Source organism: Nocardia sp. NPDC058705 (assembly GCF_042749305.1).
Lineage (GTDB): Bacteria > Actinomycetota > Actinomycetes > Mycobacteriales > Mycobacteriaceae > Nocardia.
In genome coordinates this window covers 405,427-427,199 of sequence record NZ_JBHYRN010000003.1, presented here as the reverse complement: position 1 = coordinate 427,199, position 21,773 = coordinate 405,427, and the positions used below count along the sequence as shown (strand labels likewise).

General features: G+C 67.7%; 13 protein-coding genes. 8 read left to right on the top strand and 5 right to left on the bottom strand.

The window, feature by feature from the left end:
* Window positions 1–43: 43 nt before the first annotated feature.
* On the bottom strand, window positions 44–3,640 hold the full coding sequence (gene metH, locus ACFW6D_RS07395) for a methionine synthase (protein ID WP_379325707.1): 3,597 nt from the start codon (window positions 3,638–3,640) through the stop codon (window positions 44–46).
* A 192-nt stretch (window positions 3,641–3,832) separates the two neighbouring features.
* Here metH and ACFW6D_RS07390 point away from each other — a divergent pair, with 192 nt between their 5' ends.
* Both ACFW6D_RS07390 and ACFW6D_RS07385 read left to right on the top strand, forming a co-directional pair.
* Entirely contained in the window at window positions 3,833–4,663 is an 831-nt protein-coding gene (locus ACFW6D_RS07390) for a PAC2 family protein (RefSeq protein ID WP_379325746.1), read from the top strand.
* A gap of 71 nt (window positions 4,664–4,734) precedes the next feature.
* Window positions 4,735–7,278, top strand: coding sequence for an AMP-binding protein (locus tag ACFW6D_RS07385; protein WP_379325705.1), 2,544 nt, complete (start codon window positions 4,735–4,737; stop codon window positions 7,276–7,278).
* Here ACFW6D_RS07385 and ACFW6D_RS07380 read toward each other — a convergent pair.
* Window positions 7,180–7,485, bottom strand: coding sequence for a hypothetical protein (locus ACFW6D_RS07380; RefSeq protein ID WP_056809962.1), 306 nt, complete (start codon window positions 7,483–7,485; stop codon window positions 7,180–7,182). The two genes, ACFW6D_RS07385 and ACFW6D_RS07380, sit on opposite strands and share 99 nt — an antisense overlap.
* 350 nt (window positions 7,486–7,835) lie before the next feature.
* On the opposite strand from ACFW6D_RS07380, the gene ACFW6D_RS07375 reads away from it, so the two are divergent.
* From ACFW6D_RS07375 to ACFW6D_RS07360, 4 genes are all read left to right on the top strand, one after another.
* Window positions 7,836–8,975, top strand: coding sequence for an XRE family transcriptional regulator (locus tag ACFW6D_RS07375; protein WP_379325703.1), 1,140 nt, complete (start codon window positions 7,836–7,838; stop codon window positions 8,973–8,975).
* A 120-nt stretch (window positions 8,976–9,095) separates the two neighbouring features.
* Window positions 9,096–10,598: a TIGR02677 family protein gene (locus ACFW6D_RS07370; RefSeq protein WP_379325744.1), complete on the top strand. Its 1,503-nt coding sequence runs from the start codon at window positions 9,096–9,098 to the stop codon at window positions 10,596–10,598.
* 166 nt (window positions 10,599–10,764) lie between these two features.
* Window positions 10,765–12,129 carry a DUF2398 family protein gene (locus tag ACFW6D_RS07365; protein ID WP_379325701.1) on the top strand — a complete coding sequence of 455 codons (1,365 nt, stop codon included), beginning with the start codon at window positions 10,765–10,767 and terminating at the stop codon, window positions 12,127–12,129.
* A gap of 3 nt (window positions 12,130–12,132) precedes the next feature.
* On the top strand, window positions 12,133–16,773 hold the full coding sequence (locus ACFW6D_RS07360) for an SbcC/MukB-like Walker B domain-containing protein (protein ID WP_379325699.1): 4,641 nt from the start codon (window positions 12,133–12,135) through the stop codon (window positions 16,771–16,773).
* Window positions 16,774–16,921: 148 nt separating this feature from the next.
* On the opposite strand, the gene ACFW6D_RS07355 is transcribed toward ACFW6D_RS07360, so the two are convergent.
* Complete coding sequence (locus tag ACFW6D_RS07355; RefSeq protein WP_379325697.1) at window positions 16,922–17,908, bottom strand: helix-turn-helix transcriptional regulator; 987 nt, start codon at window positions 17,906–17,908, stop codon at window positions 16,922–16,924.
* A 63-nt stretch (window positions 17,909–17,971) separates the two neighbouring features.
* Here ACFW6D_RS07355 and ACFW6D_RS07350 point away from each other — a divergent pair, with 63 nt between their 5' ends.
* A complete protein-coding gene (locus ACFW6D_RS07350) occupies window positions 17,972–18,391 on the top strand; it encodes a RidA family protein (protein ID WP_379325695.1) in 420 nt (139 codons plus the stop codon).
* Window positions 18,392–18,419: 28 nt separating this feature from the next.
* Here ACFW6D_RS07350 and ACFW6D_RS07345 read toward each other — a convergent pair whose 3' ends face one another.
* Window positions 18,420–19,322, bottom strand: a complete 903-nt coding sequence (locus tag ACFW6D_RS07345) for a hypothetical protein (protein ID WP_379325693.1) — start codon at window positions 19,320–19,322, stop codon at window positions 18,420–18,422.
* 100 nt (window positions 19,323–19,422) lie between these two features.
* On the bottom strand, window positions 19,423–20,385 hold the full coding sequence (locus ACFW6D_RS07340) for a helix-turn-helix transcriptional regulator (RefSeq protein WP_379325691.1): 963 nt from the start codon (window positions 20,383–20,385) through the stop codon (window positions 19,423–19,425).
* Between the two features lie 85 nt (window positions 20,386–20,470).
* Here ACFW6D_RS07340 and ACFW6D_RS07335 point away from each other — a divergent pair, with 85 nt between their 5' ends.
* Window positions 20,471–21,607, top strand: coding sequence for an epoxide hydrolase family protein (locus tag ACFW6D_RS07335; protein ID WP_379325689.1), 1,137 nt, complete (start codon window positions 20,471–20,473; stop codon window positions 21,605–21,607).
* Window positions 21,608–21,773: the final 166 nt, after the last annotated feature.

The window sequence follows — 21,773 nt, the reverse complement described above, 5'->3', positions numbered from 1 at the left end:
CCGATCCGATCTGCCGACGTCGCATTGTGTTGCCTGCAGTCTGTCAGGCGTTGAAGTATTTCGCTTCCGGATGCAGCAGCACGAACGCGTCCGTCGACTGTTCGGGGTGCAACTGCAGTTCTTCCGACAGTGTCACTCCGACCCGGCCCGCGTCGAGCAGGTCGACCAGCTTGGCACGGTCTTCCAGGTCCGGGCAGGCGCCGTAACCGAAGGAGTAGCGCGCACCCCGGTAGCCGAGCTTGAAGTAGTCCTGCACATCGGCGGGGTCCTCAGCGGCGATGGACTTACCGTCGACGGTCAGTTCCTCACGCACCCGGCGATGCCAGTACTCGGCCAGCGCCTCGGTGAGCTGCACACCGATGCCGTGCACCTCGAGGTAGTCGCGGTAGTTGTCACCGGCGAACAAGGTGTTGGCGAAGTCGGCGATCGGCTGACCCATCGTCACCAGCTGGAACGGCAACACATCGACCTGGCCGGTCTCGCGGGCCTTCTCCCGCGAACGGATGAAGTCCGAGATGCACAGGAAACGGTCCCGCTGCTGACGCGGGAAGGTGAACCGATACCGTTCCGGCGCATCAGGATTCGGCTCGGTCAGCACGATGACCTCGTCGCCCTCCGACACCGCCGGGAAGTACCCGTAGACCAGCGCGGCGTGCTGGAGCACGCCCTCGGTGGCGAGCCGGTCGAGCCACGCGCGCAGCCGCGGGCGACCCTCGGACTCCACCAGATCCTCATAGGTCGGGCCTTCACCCTTGCGCTGCCCGCGCAGACCCCACTGACCGAGGAACAGTGCCCGCTCGTCGAGCAGACCCGAGTACTCCGCCAGCGGCAGACCCTTCACGATCCGCGTGCCCCAGAACGGCGGCGTCGGCACGGGCAGATCCGCGGCGACATCGGAGCGTTCGGGCACGACGATCGGCGCCTCGGCAGCCTTGCGCTCGGCCGCGATCCGCTTGGACCGATCGTGGCGGGCCTTGCGTTCGGCGGCCTTCTCCTTGGCGGCGATCGCCTCGGGGCTGTCGGGATCGAGTCCACCACCGCGCTTGACGGTCATGATCTCGTCCATCAGCCGCAGGCCCTCGAACGCGTCGCGGGCGTAGTACACGTCGCCGTCGTAGACCTCGGTCAGGTCGTTCTCCACGTAGGACCGCGTCAGCGCGGCACCACCGAGCAGCACCGGGAACTGTTCGGCGACACCCTTGTTGTTGAGTTCGCCGAGGTTCTCCTTCATCACCACCGTCGACTTCACCAGCAGGCCGGACATGCCGATCACGTCGGCCTTCTTGTCCTGCGCGGCGTCGAGGATGGTCGCGATCGGCTGCTTGATGCCCAGGTTCACGACCTCGTAGCCGTTGTTGGACAGGATGATGTCGACCAGGTTCTTGCCGATGTCGTGGACATCGCCCTTCACCGTGGCCAGCACGATCCGGCCCTTGCCCGCGTCGTCGGTGGCTTCCATGTGCGGTTCCAGGTGCGCGACAGCGGTTTTCATCACCTCGGCCGACTGCAGCACGAACGGCAACTGCATCTGCCCCGACCCGAACAGCTCACCGACGGTCTTCATGCCCGAGAGCAGGGTCTCGTTGATGATCTGCAGCGGCGGCACGGTCTGCATCGCCTCGTCGAGATCGTCACCGAGGCCGTTGCGTTCCCCGTCGACGATGCGCCGTTCCAAGCGCTCGAACAGCGGCAGCAACGCCATCTCCTCGGCACGTGAGGCCTTCGACGACGCCGTCGAGACACCCTCGAACAGCGCCATCAGCGTCTGCAGCGGGTCGTAGTCCTCGGTGCGACGGTCATAGATCAGGTCGAGGGCGACCTGCTGGTGCTCCTCGGGGATCCGGCTCATCGGCAGGATCTTCGAGGCGTGCACGATCGCCGAATCCAGTCCCGCTTCGACACACTCGTGCATGAACACCGAGTTCAGCACCTGTCGGGCGGCCGGGTTCAGACCGAAGGAGATATTCGACAGGCCAAGGGTGGTCTGCACCTGCGGGCGGCGGCGCTTGAGCTCGCGGATGGCCTTGATCGTCTCCTCACCATCCTTGCGCGACTCCTCCTGCCCGGTGCCGAGAGTGAAGGTCAGGGTGTCGATGATGATGTCGGACTCGGCCAGACCCCAGTTGCCGGTGATGTCGTCGATGAGACGCTCGGCGATCGCGACCTTGTGATCGGCGGTGCGCGCCTGACCCTCTTCGTCGATCGTCAGCGCGACGACCGCGGCACCGTGTTCGGACACGAGGCGCATGATCTGCTGGAACCGCGAATCCGGGCCGGCGCCGTCCTCGTAGTTCACCGAGTTCACCGCGCACCGACCACCCAGGTGCTGCAGACCTGCCTGCAACACCGGCACTTCGGTGGAGTCGAGCATGATCGGCAAGGTCGAGGCGGTGGCCAGACGCGAGGCCAGCTCGTTCATGTCGTCGGCGCCGTCGCGGCCCACGTAGTCGACGCACAGGTCGAGCATGTGCGCGCCGTCGCGGGTCTGGTCCTTGGCGATCTCGAGGCAGCGCTGCCAGTCGGCGGCGAGCATCGCGTCGCGGAATGCCTTGGAGCCGTTGGCATTCGTGCGCTCACCGATCATCATGATCGAGGCGTCCTGCTCGAACGGCACGGCGGTGTACATGCTCGACACGGCCGGTTCGTGCTCGGGGTGGCGACGGTCGGCGACCGGTGGCAGGGTCTTCTCGACCTCGCGCACCGCCTCGGCGACCTGACGGATGTGCTCGGGGGTGGTGCCACAGCAGCCACCGACCAACGAGAGCCCGAACTCGGAGACGAACCCGCTCATCGCGATCGCGAGCTCTTCGGGGGTGAGCGGGTATTCGGCACCGTTGGCACCGAGCACCGGTAGACCGGCGTTGGGCATCACCGACACCGGGATGTTCGCGTGGCGCGACAGGTGCCGCAGATGCTCGCTCATCTCGGCGGGACCGGTCGCGCAGTTCAGGCCGATCATGTCGATGCCGAGGGGTTCCAGCGCGGTCAGCGCCGCACCGATCTCACTGCCGACCAGCATGGTGCCGGTGGTCTCCACGGTGACGTGGGTGATGATCGGAATCCGGCGCCCGGCCTGGATCATCGCCCGGCGGCTACCCGTGATCGCGGCCTTCACCTGCAGCAGGTCCTGGCAGGTCTCGATGAGAATCGCGTCGGCGCCACCGTCGAGCATGCCGAGCGCGGCTTCGGTGTAGGCGTCGCGCAGCGACACGAACGGCGCGTGGCCCAGCGTCGGCAACTTGGTTCCGGGGCCCATCGAGCCGAGGACATAGCGCGGGGTGCCGTCGGCTGACGGGCCCATCTCGTCGGCCACATCGCGGGCGATGCGGGTGCCGCGCTCGGACAGGTCCCTGATCCGGTCCTGGATGTCGTAGTCGGCCAGGTTGGGCAGATTGCAGCCGAACGTGTTGGTTTCCACCGCATCCGCGCCCGCGGCGAAGTAGGCGCGGTGGATCTCGGCGAGGACGTCGGGGCGAGTGTCGTTGAGGATCTCGTTGCAACCCTCGAGGCCACGGAAGTCGTCGAGCGACAGGTCCGCGGCCTGCAACATCGTGCCCATCGCGCCGTCGCCGATGACGACGCGCCGCCGCAGCGTGTCGAGGAGCGTGGTATCGAACCCGGTGGGCAAGGACGAAGACATGATTCAAGACTAGAGGGCGACTCCGACGAACAAGACCACTGTGGGTGAATCGAGTGGCCTCGAACACACCGACGCCGACAAACACGCAAGAGCGCCGGTCACCGCAAAACAATTCGCACAAGACACTAGGCTGACCGGGTGGATGCCAGTGAGACCCCCGAGACGGAACTGCCGACGTTGCGCAATCCCGTCATGGTTGCCGCCTTCGAGGGCTGGAACGACGCCGGTGATGCCGCCAGTGGCGCCATCGAGCACCTGGAATTGATCTGGGATGCCGAGCCGCTGGCCGAACTCGATTCCGAGGAGTATTACGACTACCAGGTGAACCGGCCGACGGTCCGTCAGGTCGACGGGGTGACCAGGGAGATCCAGTGGCCCTCGACGATGTTGTCGGTGTGTTCCCCGCCCGGCAGCGACCGCGATGTGGTCCTGCTGCGTGGCATCGAACCGAACATGAAATGGCGCAGCTTCTGCGACGACCTGCTCGAGTTCATCGAGCAACTGGGCGTGGAGACCGTCGTCATCCTGGGTGCGCTGCTCGCCGATACCCCGCACACGCGCCCGGTGCCGGTGACCGGTTCGGCCTACAGCCCCGAGGCGGCCGAGCGGTTCAATCTGGAACAGACCAGGTACGAGGGTCCGACCGGGATCACCGGCGTGCTGCAGGACCAGTGCGTGAAGGCGGGTGTGCCCGCGGTGTCGTTCTGGGCCGCGGTCCCGCACTATGTGTCGCAGCCGCCGAATCCGAAGGCGACGATCGCGCTGCTGCACCGGGTCGAAGACGTCCTCGATATCGAGGTTCCGCTCGGTGAGCTGCCGAAACAGGCCGAGGAATGGGAAGCCGCGGTCAACGAGATGACCCTCGGCGACGAGGAGATCAGCGAGTACGTGCGCTCGCTGGAAGAGCGCGGCGACGCGGCGATCGACCTCAACGAGACCATGTCCAAGATCGACGGCGACGCCATCGCGGCCGAGTTCGAGAAGTACCTGCGCAGGCGCGGGCCGGGCGGCTTCGGACTCTGAGTTTCGTTCACCAGGAGTTCGCCGGGCGAGTTTAGTTAGGCTTCCCTGAGTTCACAGCCTAGACTTTTCGCGTGCCGAACTCGTCGATCCTCGCCAAGCTGCGCGGGTTCGGTGAGCGCGTCGCGGTGGTGCACTGCCCCGAGCCCGGATCTCCGATTTCGGTGACCTATGCCCAGCTCGCCGACCGTGTCGCGGAGTTCTCGGCCGGGCTCGGACCGGTCCGGCGGCTCGTCGCACTCACCGCGGGCAACGACATCGACTCCCTCGTCGCCTACCTCGGCGCCCTGGAAGCGGGGTGCGTGGTTCTGCTGACCGGCGAGCTCTCCAGTGAACTGGCGGCAACCTACGACCCGGACGTGATCATCGATCACGGGCGCATCGTCGCGAACCGGCCCGCATCGGCGCATCGGCTGCATCCAGAGTTGGCATTGTTGCTCAGTACGTCGGGGTCGACCGGGTCACCCAAGCTCGTGCGGCTGTCGGCACGCAACCTGATCGCCAACGCGCAGTCCATCGCCGAGTACCTCGACATCGGCCCGGACGACCGCGCGGCGACCACCCTCCCGCTGTTCTACTGCTACGGGCTGTCGGTCGTGCACAGTCATCTCCTGCGCGGCGCGAGCCTGCTGCTCACCGAACGATCCGTCCTCGAACCCGCATTCTGGGACGAGTTCCGAGCGCACCGGGCAACCTCGTTCGCCGCGGTCCCCTACACCGTCGATCTGCTCGACCGGATCGGCTTCGCCCAGATGTCCCTGCCGGACCTGCGGTACGTGACCCAGGCGGGCGGCAAACTCGAACCGGCCAGGGTACGGACCTATGCGCAGCTCGGCGCCACGGCGGGCTGGCGGTTCTTCGTGATGTACGGCCAGACCGAGGCCACCGCCCGCATGGCCTATCTCCCACCGGAATCGGCGGCCGAGCACCCCGACTGCATCGGAATCCCGGTTCCGGGCGGGCATTTCACCTTGACTCCCGTCGACGGCGGCGAGGAACTGGTCTACCACGGACCGAATGTGATGCTCGGCTACGCGTGTGGCCCCGCCGACCTCGCACTGGACCGCACCATCGACGCGCTGCGGACCGGCGATCTGGCGCGGCGCACCCCCGATGGCCTGTTCCAGATCGTCGGCAGGCGAAGTCGCTTCGCGAAACTGTTCGGCCTGCGCATCGACCTCGGTCGCGTCGAATCAGAGCTGGCCACCGCCGGTTTCGTCGCCGCCTGCACCGACGACGGCACCCGGCTGATCGCGGCGATCCGATCCCGAACGGCATCGACTGCGAAAGTGCATCCGGTGCAATCAGCGCGACTTATCGCCGAGGTATCGGGACTGCCGACGGCCGCGATCAACGTGACCGTGGTCGATGAACTACCCCGACTGGCGACCGGCAAAATCGACTATCCAGCGGTACGCGGGCTCGCCGAGTCACTGTCGCGCACCGACGACGATGTGAGCGCGATCTACGCCGACGCCCTCTGCCTGCCACTCGAGTCGATCTCACCCGCACACAGTTTCGCCGACCTCGGTGGCAATTCACTGAGTTACGTCACCGTCGCGGCACGCTTGGAGCGCGTGCTCGGCACGCTGCCTACCGACTGGCCGCAGCGCCCGATCGCCGACCTGCGACGATCACCACGCGCGCGCTTCGGCCGAGCCCTCGATGCCTCCACCGCCTTGCGCGCGATCGGCATCGTGCTCATCCTCGGCTCGCACATCCGCCTGTTCGAAGTGTGGGGCGCGGCGCACGTGCTGCTCGCGGTGGCCGGCTACAACTTCGCGCGGTTCGCGGTGAGTTCGGCGCCACGCGCCCGCCGGCTCCAGCTCACCGGGCGGTCCGTGGCGATGATCGCGGTGCCGACCGCGCTCTGGGTGTCGATCACGATGATCTGGCAGCCCGGGTATTACGGCTGGCAGAATGCGTTGCTGCTGAACAAGATTCTCGGTCCCAGCAACGACACCGCGGGACACCTGTGGTTCCTGGAAGTACTCGTGTACTGCACGCTGGCCTGCGCGTTGTTGATCCGGATCCCGTGGTTCGACCGGTGGGAGCGGCGGGCACCGTTCTGGTTCGCCCTCGGTCTGCTCGGACTCACCCTGGTTCTGCGCTGGCAATCGTTGGAGCTCTATCCCGAACGCGAGATCGTGTTCTCACCGCTGGCCTGCTGGTTCTTCGTTCTCGGCTGGGCCGCGGCGAAGGCGACGACGGTCTGGCAGCGGCTCATCGTCAGCGCCGTGCTGCTGGCTTGTGTGCCCGGATATTTCGGCGTCACCGACCGGGAACACCTTGTCGTCGTTGGCATTGCGATCTTGATCTGGCTGCCCGCGCTGCGGGTGCCCGCCGTGGTGGCCGTGGTGGCGGTCGCGGTGGCCGACAGCTCCCTGTTCGCCTACCTGCTGCACTGGCAGGTGTACCCGATGTTCGGTGACCAGCGACTGCTCGCACTGGCGGCCTGTCTGGCCGCCGGTGCGGCCGCTACCGAGATGGTGGATCGGTTCCGGCGTCGGATTCCATGGTCATCGCTCCAGAGTCAGTACCTGGGCGGCCGCCTCGTGCGCCAGCTTCGCGATCAGCAGGTCACGCGGAATCGTCTGGCCGGCAAGGTGATCGAGTGACGGCACCACCACGTGGTGGGCATCGGCCCGCTTCAATTCCTGGGTGAGTTCGGCGAATGCCGCACCATCACCCGCGGGGGCTTCGTGGAACGTCGCGGCGAAACACATGCCCGCGGTCCGTGCGAGGCTGCGTAGCGCATCCTCCAATTGGTCGCTCTGGCCATCGGCCAGATCGTCCCGCAAGTATCCATAGATCAACGCTTCCACCCGAACCTCCGTTGGATTGGGATCGCTGTTCTGTTGTCGGACCTGTTGTGGTTACCGATCCCCCCGCGCCGCGCGGTGCGCCGCGCGGGGGTACTGCGTTGCCTCACAAGCTCTCCTGCGAAGCGGGCATCCGGTTGTCGAGCCGAGCACCTGCTTACATCATGAACAATCGTGGCCTCCGGCAGCAGATGTCAATCCGATGACATCTACATGCCCTATCCGGGACGCCGAACGTTAACTGGTGGAATACTACCGCCGTGACCGCAACTGATGATCGACCCGTATGGGCTGTTCGGATGCGCTCGGAACGTGACGCGAGGGGGTGGTCGCAGTCCGACGCTGTTCGCGCGATGCGAGCCAAGTCCTCCCACAACCTGCCGACGGACAGTACCTTGCTGCGCAACTGGCGCCGCTGGGAATCCGGGGAATCACGCCCTGACGAGTTCTACGCGCCGATCATCGCGGCCGCGTTCGACACCGTCACCGCCGCGTTCTTCCCCAAGTCCCGCCCCAACCGCGATGACGAGCTGTTATCGGCAACCGGTATGGACACTTTGGAGTTCATCGGACGACTCAGGATGTCCGACGTCAACAGCGCCACACTGGACGCGGTGCGGATCACCGCCGAAAGACTGTGCTGCGAATACGCCTACGCCGATCCGCACGCACTGCACACCGAGGGGACCGCGTGGCTGCGCCGGATCACCTCACTGCTCGACAGCCGCCTCACCCTGAGCCAGCATCGGGAGATCCTCGTGCTGGCGGGCTGGGTGGCGTTGCTGGTCGGTTGCGTCGACTACGATCTCGGCCGTCGCGGTGCCGCGGAAGCCACACGGCGGGCAGCTGATTCGCTGGGCCGGGAGGCCGGAAATGCCGAGATCGTCGGGTGGGCCGCGGAGATGTCGGCGTGGTTCGCGTTGACACAGGGCAACTTCCGTGGCGCGATCGATGTCTCGGAGAAGGCGATGGCGGGTACCACGTCGATGAGTGTCGGGGTGCAGCTGGCGGCACAGCGCGCCAAGGGCTGGGCCAGGCTCGGTGATCGTCGCAATGTGCAGACCGCGCTCGATGAGGGCAGGGCGATCCTGTCGCGGATGGGTCATCCGGCCGATCTGGACAACCACTTCGTCGTCGACGCGACCAAGTTCGACTTCTACGCGATGGACTGCTGCCGGGTGGCGGGTCAGGACCGGCTGGCCGAGCGCTACGCCCAGCAGGTGATCAGCGATTCGACCCGACCGGACGGTTCGGTCCGCAACCCCATGCGTGTTTCCGAGGCGCGGCTGACGCTGGCCGTCGTGGCCGTGCGCGATCGCGATCTCGAGCGCGCGGTCGAGGAGGGTGTCGCCGCGTTCTCCGCGGGCCGCAAGTCACTGCCCTCGCTGGCGTGGATCGCGGGCGAGGCGGCCAGGGAGATCATCGAACGCTACCCAGGAGATCAGCGCACCCAATCGTTCCTCGAGCAGCTGCGATCGCTCAATGTGGGGTGAATGCCACGCCGATCGGGGACGGGTCCGGCCGAGCTGTCGGCGGCCACCACTACCCTCTCTACGGTGACCGACTCCGCCGACGGCCTGCCCAGCGCCGTCCCCGCCCTGTGGGACGAGCGTCTGCGGTTGTTCTCCTTCGCGACCGCTGAGAAGCGTGCCGACTACCTCCGGGTGCTGCGCGCCTTCGACAGCGCTCGCGGCGCCTACGTGGTGTTGTTGCACGCCGACGACGTCGCCGAGTGGATTTCGAAGGCCGAGGCGGGCGGCCGGGTCGAGGCGGCCGCGGGTGTTCCCCTGCCCGCGGTCGAGATCGGCCCGCTGCTCGAGCAGTTGCATCGCTGGGGTGTGCTCGAACGCAGTTACGACGGCACGCGCGCGGCCACGCTGGCCGAGTACCGCAACCGGCACTACGTCTACCAGTTCGCCCAAGCCGGGTTCCAGGCCTACCGGGCGGTGGCCGGGGTGCTCGCCGCCCGCATGGAGGACGCGTCGCTGTCGCGACTCGTGCTGCCCGAACTCCTCGCCGATCTGCGTACCCTGGCTACGGCCAATCGCGACGGTGATGCCGAGCGGGTCTACACCACCTTGCGCAGGCTCGATGCGACGCTGACCGACATGGCCGCGCGGGCCGCGCACTTCTACCTGTCGCTCGGCGATCTGGTGCGCACCACCGAGATCACGCCCGAATCCTTTCTCGCGCACAAGGATGCGCTGCTGTCGCATATGCGGGAATTCAGTATGGATCTGGCCCGGTTCGCACCGCGGTTGGCCGCGGCGATCGGCGAGGTGGAGCAGACCGGTGTCGAGGAGCTGATCGGGCGGGCAGCCGGGTGCGACGAGCGGGTGTTGCTGAGTTACGCCGAGCGCGAAGCGGATTGGCGCTCGCGGTGGGACGGGTTGCGCACCTGGTTCGTCGCGGCCGGTGGTGAATCGACCGACACGTGTGAGGCCGACCGGCTGCGTGAAGCGACGATGAGCGCGATCGCGGCGGTGTTGTCGCTGTTGCGCCGGGTCACCGAGACCCGTCGTGGTGGTGTCAGCCGGGAATCGGCCTTGCGACACCTGGCCGAGTGGTTCGTCGCCACCCCCACCACGGGTAGCGCGCACGCGCTCTACGACGCGGTGTTCGGGCTGGGTAAGCCACGTCATCTGTCGCTCGAACATCCCGATGCGGAGTTGGTACCTTCCAGCCGATCCTGGTGGGAGGCACCACCTTTGGAGATCTCGCGCACGCTTGCCGAAACCGGTCGCGCACCCACCGCGGGAGCGCCCGCCCGGATCTCGCGCAACGACGCGGGTGTCCGGCGGCTGCGTGAGGCCCAGCTGGCGGCACAGCGCGAACGCGCCGCAGCCGCAGCCTCCTTGTCCAAAGGCAATGTGCACGAGCGGGAGTTGGATCAGCGCGAGACCGAGGTGCTGCTACGCCTGCTCGACGCGGCGTCGACCGCATGGGTACCCGTGAGCGGAAAAGTCGATGGCACAACAGGTTCCGATAACGGCGTGACCCTTACTGTGCGCCCGTGTGATGGATCGACAGTGATTCGCACCACCGCGGGCCTGCTCCACCTGAACAACCGCCGCCTCGAGGTTCGCGAATCGGCGCGACGGGGGCCCGCGCGATGAAGCAGCGGCCGACCCGGCGTAATCGTGCAATCGGTCCACTCGGAATCAGAATTCTGACTGGAACGAACCGAATTGCACGATTACGCCGGGGTTCCACGCGCATCGACTCGCACGATTTCGGCGTCCACCGCTCGGCGCGACCGACGTCGGCACGAAGGGCGAGGCTATGAAACGACAACGGATCGATGCGCTCGCTCTCGACAGCTACCAGCGCGCGGCACGAGTGATGCTGGCCAACCACCTGGTCACGCGGGTGTATCCCGACCGGATCGCGCTGCCGTTGATTCGGCGGTGGGCGACGGAATTGCGCGAGGATCTGGCCGAATTGTTCGGTTACCGCCTCGAAGTCACCGAGACCACTGCCCGGCTCTACCCGGTACACGACCGGCTCGAGGACGCCCGGCCCGCCCGCAGTGTCAACGACCGCGTGTTCGACCGCCGCCGCTACGCCTACCTGTCACTGGCGCTCGCAGCGCTCGGCCGGGCGGGCGACCAGATCACTCTGTCCGAATTGGCCGAGCACGTGGCCGATTACGCGAGCCGGATCGACGGCCTCGACCTGTCCACCGAGCGGGCGGCCGATCGCGACGCCTTCGTGGATGCCATCGGCTGGCTGGGCGCGCGAGGTGCGCTGACCTTGGCCGATGGTGACGCGGGCGGCTGGGCCAGCGACCCGGAGGCGGGCGAGGCGCTCTACGACGTCGACCGGCCCGTGGTGTTCGCCCTGTTCCGGCCCCCGCGCGCACTGCAACACCTGCACAGTGTGCGGGGGCTGATGGCCGAGGACACCGACGATCACGCCCGCCGGGTTCGTCGCGCACTGGTCGAGCGCCCGGTCGTCTATCTCGATGACCTTTCCCCGGCCGAGCGCGCACTGCTCGGTCAGGACCGTGTGATCGGCGAGGTCGAATACTGCACCGGCTTGCGCGCCGAACGTCGCGCCGAAGGGGTGGCGCTGATCGACACCTCGGGTCGGCTGTCGGACACCCGTTTCCCCGGCACCGGAACCCTCGCGCAGGTGGCGCTGTTGCTGATCGGCGAGATCGCCGACGCGGTCCTCGATCTCGACAACCCGCTCCCCCACCGTCCCGGCGCGCTCACCCCTGACGATGCACTGCTCGACCAACTCGATGCGTCCATTCCCACGGCAGGCGTGTTCGCACCGCTCGCCGAGGACATCGAAACCGACACCGCCGCACCGGATTCCATCGACGACGTCGAGGATGACGAACCGGTCACCTACCCGTTCCTCGACGACACCTGGGTGCGCGCGACCGTCACCGCGCTCACCGACCGCTACGGCGCGACCTTCGCCGCCCAATGGCAGGCCGATGTCGGCGGACTCACCACCGAGGTACTCGCGCTGCTCACCAAGTTGCGGCTGATCCGCCCGGTCGATGACGGGCTGCTGGTGTTGCCCGCGCTGGCCAGGTATCGGGGCGCGGTGGTCAATGTGCGACTGCGCAAGTCCGAGGAATTGTTCGTCACCGCCGCCGAGACCGCAGGCAGCACCGGAGAGGGAGGGAACTGACCCATGTCACTCATTCACGACGGAGTGCGTTTCATCCCGACCCGGGCGGGCATCGTCAACCTCTGGGACTACCGCGACCAGGAGTTCAGCTTCGCCGACGGTCGCCTTGTCCTGCGCGGGCCCAACGGATCCGGCAAGACGAAAGCCCTCGAGGTGCTGTTCCCGTTCGTGCTGGACGGGCGGATCGAGCCACGCAGGCTGAATCCGTTCGCCGGTGAAGAACGCACCATGAAGTCGAATCTGCTGTACCGCAAGCAGGAATCGGCGTACTCGTATGTGTGGATGGAGTTCGCGCGCGGGGACTGGGACGATCCCGAGACCGTCACCGTCGGTATCGGCATGCGGGCCACCCGCTCCGCCGACAAGGTGACCCGCTGGTACTTCGTCGCCGACGGCCGCGCCGGTATCGACTTCTCCCTGATCGGCCCCGACGACCGCCCGCTCACCCGCAAACAACTGGCCGAGCAGATCGGCAGCGACGCCATCGTCGACCGCCCGGTCGAGTATCGCGCCGCGATCGACGCGCGCATGTTCGGCCTCGGCGTGCAGCGCTACGACCAGCTGATCAACCTCATTCTCACCCTGCGCCGACCGCAGCTCGCCAAAAACCTTGACCCCCGGGGCCTTTCGCAAGCACTCACCGACGGCCTGCGCCCCCTCGACGAACAGTTGATCCTGGACGCGGCTCGCTCGTTCAGCGATATGGAAGAGGTCGGCCGCACGCTCGACGGCCTGGTCCAAGCCGACACCGCCACCCGCCGCTTCGTCGATGTGTACCGCAAATACCTTGCGGTACAGGCGAAAACGGATGTCGATCAACTGCGCACCCGCCTCGACGCCGTCACCAATGCCTCCACCGCGCTGTTCGCCGCGACCGCCCTGCGCACCCGCCGCGAAACCGACCGCACCGAGGCCGAGACCAGGGCCGAGAACGCCGACCACGCCTACGAACAGGCCATCGCCGACCGCGAGAACCTCCAGCGCTCGAGCGCCTACGAAGGCAAGCAGCAACTCGACGACCTCGCCGACGCCGTGCGCCGTCTGGAGACCTCCGCCGCCGCCCACCGCGACAAGGCCGCCGAAGCCTCGCACACGCTGCAACGTCGCGCCGAGGAAGCCTCCCGCGCCACCGAGGCCGTGCGCACCGCCGCCGCCGCCCTCGTCCGTGGCGAGGACGCCGTCCGCGCCGCCGCCGAAGAGGCAGGCATCGAATGGACCCCACCCAGCGCCGAGGGTCGCGGTGACCAGTTCACCGCCGCTGTCCGCGGCCACGCCGAAGAACGTGACGCCGATGTCCGTGCGGTCCGAAAAGCCTTGGGCAAGTGGGAAACCGCCGCTGCCGACCGCACCCGCTCCGAGCGCCTCGCCGAACGCGCCATCGAACTGCGCGACTCCGCCGCCGCCGAAGTGGCCCACGCCGAAGCCGCAGTGGCCTTGGCCCGCAGCGAATCCGCCGCCGCCCTGCGCACCTGGTGGAACACCAACACCGAGGTCTTCGCCGCCGTCGCCTCGCCGGAGAGCGGCGCGGCAGACGGCTGCGACACGCCCGCCCCGGCGACGGAGGCCAGTGCCGCACCTTCGAATATCACGCCGTCCAGCACCGATGCCCCGGCAACGAACACCGCCACCATCGGGGACGGTGCCGACACCCGCGACCGCAGTCGCCCGAGTGTCGGCCCCCCGATGACGGAGGGCCGGTCCGGCGCGGTTCGGACCAGCGCTGCCCTCGGTTTGTTCGAGGCGCTCGACGCCGCCTTGGCCGGTGCGGGAGTCGAGGACATCCCCTCCGCGTCCGAGGTTCTGGCCGAACGGTGTGAACCGCTGCAGGAGCAGATCCGCACTCGCCGCCAGGAAGCCCGCTCGCGCGCAGTCGCCGCCGCGTCCCGTCGCGATGCCCTGGCCGCCGAACGCAAACAGATCGCCGCCCAGCGCGACGACGCTCCCCCACCGCACCCCGCCAGAACCGGTGTCCGCGAAGGACTTCCGGGCGCACCGCTGTGGCAGTTGGTGCGATTCGCCGATTCGGTGTCCGCGCAGGATGCGGCCGGTATCGAAGCCGCACTGCAGTCCAGCGGTCTGCTCGACAGCTGGATCTGCGGCCCGACCCTGCCCGCCGACATCTCCTCCGAGCACTTCCTGCTTCCCTTGCCCCTCGACCAGCGTCCGCAGGGTCGAACCCTCGCCGATGTCCTTGTCGTCGAAGAGGATTCGGCCGAACTCACCGTCCCTACGGATACCGTCACTGCGGTGCTCGCGTCTATCGCATTGCGCGACGCCGAGCACCGCGAAGGCCGAAGCCACTCCGCTGTTGCTGCCGCGAACGGCGAGGCCGAACACACGGCTCCGGGATCCGACGCCGAGGCGAACCGCGCTGAGCGCACACGATCGGGCGAGTCGGTCGAATTCGCGACGGTGTCATCGAATAGTGAGTGCTCAGCGCAGCCTGACCCCGCGACAGCCCACACCTCGGCCGCCACTCTCGCCGCACTGACCGGCGCTGACGTGCCCCACACCGTCGTCCACGCGACCGGCGGCTTCCGTCAGGGCGTCTTCGTCGGCCACCACCACAAGACCGAAGCCGAGTTCATCGGTACGACGGCACGTGCTCGAAGGCGGGAGTCCCGGCTCACCGAGATCGAGGCGGCGATCGAGGCCGCTGCCGCCGAATACGAGGCCGCGCGGGCCGAAGATGGCTCGGCCACTGCCGAATTGGCCGCACTGTCGGCCGCAGCCAAGGCGCTGCCTCGGCCGTCCGCCGTGACCGCGGCACTGCGCGCGGTCGCCGAGACAGCGGGCCTGATGCGCTCCCGAGTCGAGGCCGCGACCCAAGCCGAACGCGAACTCGATCAGGCAGTCGCCGAGGTCGCCGCACTGGACAAGAAGGTTCGGGCCGCCGCCGCAGCCCACCGAACCCCGCGTGAGGCACGCGAACTCGACGCGCTCGCCGCCGCGATCCGCCATTTCGAGAACACCGGCACCGGCCTGCTTCGTCTGCGCGCCGAACACGATCGCGAGCGCGAACGTGAACGCGAGGGCGCCGACCGGCACGACGAAGCGCGCGCACTGGCCGAGGCCTTCGCGGAAGAGGCGGAGGCCGCGCGGCTCGGCTACACCGAGCAGCAACGCAAACTCGAAACCCTGCGAGAAGCGTTGGGCGCCAGTGCCGCCGACATCGACCGCGACCTGGACCTGGCTCGCGGCGCCATCGAGGCAGCCAAGGCCGAACAGCGGGCCGCGCGCAAGGCGGCCAATGCCGCCATCGAAGCGGTCGGTGATGCCGAGGCCGCCTACCGCACCGCCAACGAAGCACTCGCCACCGCGCTCACCGAGGTGCTCGCCGAGGTCCGTTCACTGGCCCCCTACGCTCGCCCCGACCTGCTGAGCCTGCTCGGCGCTTCGACCGAACACCGTTGGCCCAGTAGCGATGCCGCGTGGTCGACCCCGGAGCAACTGCAGTACCGCATCGTTGCAGCGGGCCCGGAAACCGACCCGGAGGTGCTCCCCGCCGAAGTCGCGGCCCTGTTCGTCGACCTCGACACCGCCACCAGCCAGGTGCGAGCGACCGAGGCGGGCCGTAAGTCCACTCGTTCCGCCGTGACAAGCGCACTACAGGAGTTCGACGCCGCGCTCACCGCATCCGGCCGCGACTACCGCCTGAACTGGGACGCCGCCGACGGACTCACCGTCGTGGCCGTCCACGACGAGAACGGCCAGGCCGCCCTCGCCGACTTCGCCGCTCGCATCGACACCGCCCGCCGCGACCAGGAACTGCTGCTCACCGACGCCGAGCGTCGCATCCTCGAAGACGCGCTGCTCACCGGCTTGGCCCAGCAGATCCACGAACGCACCACCGACGCACGCGAACTCATCTCCCGCATGGGTGCGGAGATGAAGCAGCGGCGGATGTCGTCGGGCAATACGATCGGCGTGCACTGGATCCTCGCCGACGGCCTCTCCGAATCCGCGCGTTCGGTCTGCAAACTACTCGACCGCGACACCACCGCGCTGAGCTCGGACGACCTCGGCGCGGTCCGCGCCCACTTCGCCGCCGAGATCCGCGCCGCCCGCACCGCCCACCCGGAACGCTCCTACCCCGAAATCCTCGCCGCGACACTCGATTACCGAACGTGGCGGGTCTTCTCGTTCACACTCATCTCCGGCGACGGCACCGAGGACAAACTCACCGTCGCCCGACACAGTGCCCTCTCCGGCGGTGAACAGTCCGTCTCACTTCACCTGCCGCTGTTCGCCGCGGCCCACGTGATGCTCGACTCCGCCGACCCCCAGGCGCCCCGCCTGCTCGCCCTCGACGAAGCCTTCGCCGGTGTCGACGACAACGGCCGCAGCGAATTGCTCGGTCTCAGTGTGCAATTCGACCTCGACCTGTTCATGACCGGCTACGACCTCTGGATCACCTACCCCCACGTCCCCGGCTGCGCGCACTACGATCTGGCCCACTCCACCGCCGAGAACACCGTCAGCGCAACGCTTCTCGTCTGGGACAGCGGCGAACTGCTCGCCGAACACGACGGCGGCGACCTCACCACAGCACTCGGCTCCCCCAACCGCCGCCGCGTGCCGAACACCATCGAAGGTGGATTGACCTTGGAAGGTATGCCCGGCGAACCGGCGCCAGTGGGCTGAGCAGTCGGCGGAGGTCACACGCAACCGGTCCGCTGCCAACCGACACCCACAAACCTCGGTCAACCCGTCCGGAACTGCTGCGGAGCGCGCTGGACTTGGGGCTCCGCGGCCGTTCCGGGCGGCAGGACTCGGCGTCGGCCGAAACTGCTCAGCGTTCAGGTGCCACTTCGTACCAGGCGGCAATCGCGGCACCACGCTCGTGCAGACTGTCCCGCAACCATTGCGGGGCAAGGACTTCCGCGTTGGTAGCGAGCTGCCACAGCGCCCATTCGGCGTGCCTGCGATCCTGGAAGGTAGCTTCCAGTCGCAGCCAACCATCGGCGTCGGCGTCGGCGTCTTCGATGCGCAGGGCCAACGCGGTGCCCGCCAGTTCGTCGCTCCGAGCCGGATTGACCCGCGCCAGCACCGTGACCTGCTCGCCGCCCGCCCGAAACCGCGCGCTGCGTTCCTGCCAGGCCTGGTCCAGATCGACCCGATCCGGTCGCTGTGCGGGCTCGTCCAGTTCCTCGGCGGCGCGGACCCGCGACAGCCGATAGGTGCGGTCCTCGCCCGATCTCGTGGCGAGCAGGTAACCCTGACCCCGGACCGTGACCAGGCCGATCGGGTCCACCGTGCGCCACTGCGGACTCTCGTCGGCCGCTGCGTAGTGGATGCGCAGTTTGTGGCCGGCGAGCACCGCGCGCCGGACTTCGGTGACGATCGTGTCGGACACTTCCTCCTCGACCACCCGACGAGCCAGGAGATCGGTCTCCGGGTCGACAAGCAATCGCTGGGCCGCGTCGTTCGCGATGTCCCGGTAGCTTTCCGGTAGCGCGTCGACCACCTTGAGCATGGCCGATGCGAGCGCGGAGCCCAGACCGAATGCCTGTGCGCCACGCCGTGATCCGGCGATCAGCAAGGCCAGCGCCTCCTCGTGATTCAGCCCGGTGAGCTCGGTCCGGAACCCGGGCAGCAACGCGAAACCGCCGTGCCTGCCGCGTTCGGCGTAGACCGGGACGCCGGCCGTGGACAGCGCCTCGATATCGCGCAGCACCGTGCGGGTTGACACCTCCAACTCGCGGGCCAGGGTGTCCGCCGACAACTGCCCGTGCCGCCGCAACAACAGCACCAGGGAGACCAACCGGTCAGCTCGCATACGAAAAACTATGCCAGGAATACACGACACAAGATGTCGGGTATTCCTGGCAGATTCATCGACATGACCAACACCGAGCACGCGTCCCACACCATCGTCAATCCCGACGGCCTGCACGACCCGACTCCCTACGGCTACAGCCACACCGCCGTCATCCCCGCAGGCACGGATCTGGTGCTCGTCTCAGGACAATACGGCTCCCTCCCGACAGGCGAGGTCATCTCCCCCGACTTCACCGACCAGGTGAACCAGACCTTCCGCAACATCGCCACCGCACTGGCCGCCCACAACCTCACCCTCGCCAACGTCGTCCAGCTCAGGACCTACGTGGTGAACCACGACGTCAGCAAACTCGGCCCCATCGCCGGTGCGGTACAGGCGAATTGGGGGTCTACTCCGCCCACCCAGACCCTGATCGGGGTGGCGAGCCTGGCCACCCCGGACGTGCTGTTCGAGGTCGAAGCCCTCGCCGCCCGTCCCTGACGCGACCCGCCTCGTAGGCACAGTCTGCCTACGAGGCGGGTCGAACCCACTCGAGTACCCCGTACGTTTCCGCGAGCAGCTCCAGCTGCTCGAGATCCCCGGTTCGATCGAATGCCGCGGTCACCGCATCCATGACAGGTCCGTCACTGAGCCACCCGACCAGTTCGCCATACGCCACCGAGGTCCGGTCCCACTGCGAATTCGCCGGAACCAACCGGCTGTTCGCGAGACGGCATCCGTGCACCACGAACTCACGCAGATTCCGTATCGACAACGGCGAATCCAGCAACTCCCACTGCGCGAGCCGAGTGGCGATCGTCTGCTCGGCCGTACCCACCGCGCAGACCACGGCACCCACGGGTGCATCGTTCGCTGTGAACATGCTGTGCCACAACGTATCCAATACATCAGCGATCGCGTCAGCCTGCGGCCACGACCGCCAACCCGCCCGCCGCAGCTTGCCGTACACGACCTCCATCTCGGGCATCCACGCGTCACCGGTGTGCACCAATTGCAGGATGCGACCAGCGAGATACCGCAGATCAGCCTCCGATCCGACAGTGCCGAGCACTCGAAAGGCATAGCCGCCCAGCTCGATTCCGGTGAGTTGGTGACGAGGCTTGCTCAACAGCACCGCGTAGTCCGCCGGACTCCGACAACAGGGGCAGGCCTCGACGGCCACCGGCGGACCCACTGCCGCGAACGCGTCATCGAGCGCGATCAACGCTCCCGCAAGCGCCCGGTCCACCCCGACATAGGTCAATTGCGAACGAGGCACAATCCCGTACTGGTGCCGAAGGGACATCCCGCGCCACTGGCGGATATCGTCACGGGTACCGACATAGTGGATGAACGGATGATCAGGGTCGTCGACCCAGATCTCGAAAGGTTCCTTCCGCCACCTGCACGGTATTCGTTGATCGTCGACCACCGACCTCACGGTACAAGCGGTTCACGCCGACCGCAGTCCCTTTTTCGGCCTGCCGAGCGCCGACCGGGACGGTGTTCGGAGCTGGTGCTGCGAACATCCATCATTGCGCCACCGCGGCGATGAGGCGACCGTTCAGGACACGCAATGCCGAGATCAGTTCTGGCGAATCAGCTACGCGGAACGGAACTCCCAAGGAGAGCAGCTGGATGGCGAGCCAGGTGGGGTCGTCGTCTCGGGTGGCGGTGAGGCGGCAGGTGGTGTTGCCTTCCGCGCGTAGGGTTTTCGGGTGCTCACCGAGGCGGCCCGCGATTCGGCCGTGTGGTGCGTGGATGGTGACGTCGACGCGGTATCGCGGTGTGGCCCAATCGGTTCGGTTGCCCGCGACGTAGGCGGCCGCGTCGGTGGCGGGTAGCTCACGGGCGGTGATGCGGGCGCCGGTGGGGTGAGGGGTTTCGATGCGGTCGGCGCGGAAGCTGCGCCAGGCGTCGCGGTCGAGGTCGTAGGCGACGAGGTACCAGCGGCGGCCTGCGGCGGCGACGCCCGCGGGTTCGGTGTGGCGGCGGGCTTCGGCGCCGGTGGCGTCGCGGTAGGTGAAGCGGAGGCGTTCTCGGTTGGTGACGGCGGCGGCGAGGGTGGTGAGGACTTCCGGGTCGACGGTGGGGCCCTCGCCTGCTCGGACCGCGACTGCCGAACCGACCACCTGAACTCGGCGGCGGAGTTTCGCGGGCAGGACCTGTTCGAGTTTGGTCAGGGCCCGGACCGAGGCGTCTTCGATGCCCGCAACCGCTTGTCCCGCAGCGACTCTCAGCCCGACCGCCACAGCTACTGCCTCGTCCACGTCGAGGATCAGCGGTGGTAGCGCCGAGCCCGCGGTGAGCCGGTAGCCACCGGCCGCGCCCATCGCGGCGACCACCGGGTAGCCCAGGTCACGGAGCCGGTCGATGTCGCGTCGCACGGTCCGATCGGTGACGCCGAGTCGGTCGGCCAGTTCGCTGCCCGGCCACTCCCGTGGCATCTGCAGTAGGGAGAGCAAGCGGAGCAGGCGGGCGGCGGTGTCGGTCATGAATTCGATTCTCCCGCATATCTAGGACCAGAACTGTCCTAGATGGTCGATAGCGTCGTGATCACACCGACAACGAGGAGTTCCGATGAGCACGATCCGCCCGTTCCGTATCGACATCCCGCAGGCCGACATCGACGATCTGCACGAGCGACTGAGCAGGGCGCGCTGGGCGGCGCAGCTGCCGGGCGAGGGCTGGGAGCGCGGCGTGCCCACCGAGTACCTGCGCGAGCTCGCTCACTATTGGGTCAACGAATTCGATTGGCGTGCACAGGAATCCGCACTGAACGTGTTCCCGCAGTTCGTGACCGAGATCGACGGCCTCGACGTCCATTTCGTGCACGTCCGCTCCCCCGAACCCGACGCGGTGCCGTTGCTGCTGACGCACGGCTGGCCCAACTCTTTCGTCGAGTTCACCCGCACCATCGGCCCGCTCACCGACCCGCGCGCCCACGGTCTCGACCCGGCACTCGCCTTCGACGTGGTGATCCCCTCGGTCCCCGGCTTCGCCTTCTCGGCGGCACCGCGCGAACCCGGAATGACCACGGCCCGGGTCGCCGCGATGTGGGCCACGCTCATGGACCGCCTCGGCTATGAGCGCTACGGCACCCAGGGTGGCGATCTCGGCGCCTATGTCGCGCCGGAAGTGGCCCTGGCCGCACCCGAGCACGTGATCGGCGTGCATCTCGACGGTGGGATCGGGATGCCGACCGAGGCGGACGTGCCCACGATGACGGCCGAGGATCTCGCGCAGTGGGCGGAAATGCAGCAGTGGATGACCGGTGGCGTCAACCACCACGAGATCCTCAAAGCCGCCCCGCAGACCTTCGCGCTCGGCTGGAACGATTCGCCGGTGGCACTGTTGTCGTGGATGATGCAGAAGTTTCAGGAGTTCGCGTTCATGGCCGACCTCGCCGAAGACGTGATCGACCGCGACCACCTGCTCACCAATATCTCGCTCTACTGGTTCACCCAGACCACCGGCACCTCGTCCTGGCCGATGTACGACGGCCTGCGCGACGGCAGTTTCGGCTGGCCCACCGACCAGAACCTGGTGCCGACCGGCGTCTACGGCGGCGGGTCACCACTGATGCGCAAGCTCGCCGACCGCGGCAACAAGATCACCCACTGGCCGTCGGGGAATCCAGGCAACCACTTCGTCGCGATGGAAGAACCCGCCGCCCACGTCGCCGACATCCGCACATTCTTCGCCGAGCTGCGCTGACCTGACCCGTGGGCGGGGGGGGGGGTGGGCTAGCGCCGGAGTAGGCCAAATTGGAGGGCGAGCCGGGAGAGGAGTAAGGGTGGGGGGCGGGGCGGACCCGGGGGGGGGCCGGGGGGGCGGGGGGCGCCGGCGGGGGGGGTGAGTTCGTCGCCGAGGGCGATCATGG

Excerpts from the sequence above, each read along its gene's own strand:
- metH (WP_379325707.1), bottom strand. The coding sequence starts at position 3,640 with ATGTCTTCGTCCTTGCCCACCGGGTTCGATACCACGCTCCTCGACACG.
- ACFW6D_RS07390 (WP_379325746.1), top strand. The coding sequence starts at position 3,833 with ATGGTTGCCGCCTTCGAGGGCTGGAACGACGCCGGTGATGCCGCCAGT.
- ACFW6D_RS07375 (WP_379325703.1), top strand. The coding sequence starts at position 7,836 with ATGCGAGCCAAGTCCTCCCACAACCTGCCGACGGACAGTACCTTGCTG.
- ACFW6D_RS07365 (WP_379325701.1), top strand. The coding sequence starts at position 10,765 with ATGAAACGACAACGGATCGATGCGCTCGCTCTCGACAGCTACCAGCGC.
- ACFW6D_RS07360 (WP_379325699.1), top strand. The coding sequence starts at position 12,133 with ATGTCACTCATTCACGACGGAGTGCGTTTCATCCCGACCCGGGCGGGC.
- ACFW6D_RS07355 (WP_379325697.1), bottom strand. The coding sequence starts at position 17,908 with ATGCGAGCTGACCGGTTGGTCTCCCTGGTGCTGTTGTTGCGGCGGCAC.
- ACFW6D_RS07350 (WP_379325695.1), top strand. The coding sequence starts at position 17,972 with ATGACCAACACCGAGCACGCGTCCCACACCATCGTCAATCCCGACGGC.
- ACFW6D_RS07340 (WP_379325691.1), bottom strand. The coding sequence starts at position 20,385 with ATGACCGACACCGCCGCCCGCCTGCTCCGCTTGCTCTCCCTACTGCAG.
- ACFW6D_RS07335 (WP_379325689.1), top strand. The coding sequence starts at position 20,471 with ATGAGCACGATCCGCCCGTTCCGTATCGACATCCCGCAGGCCGACATC.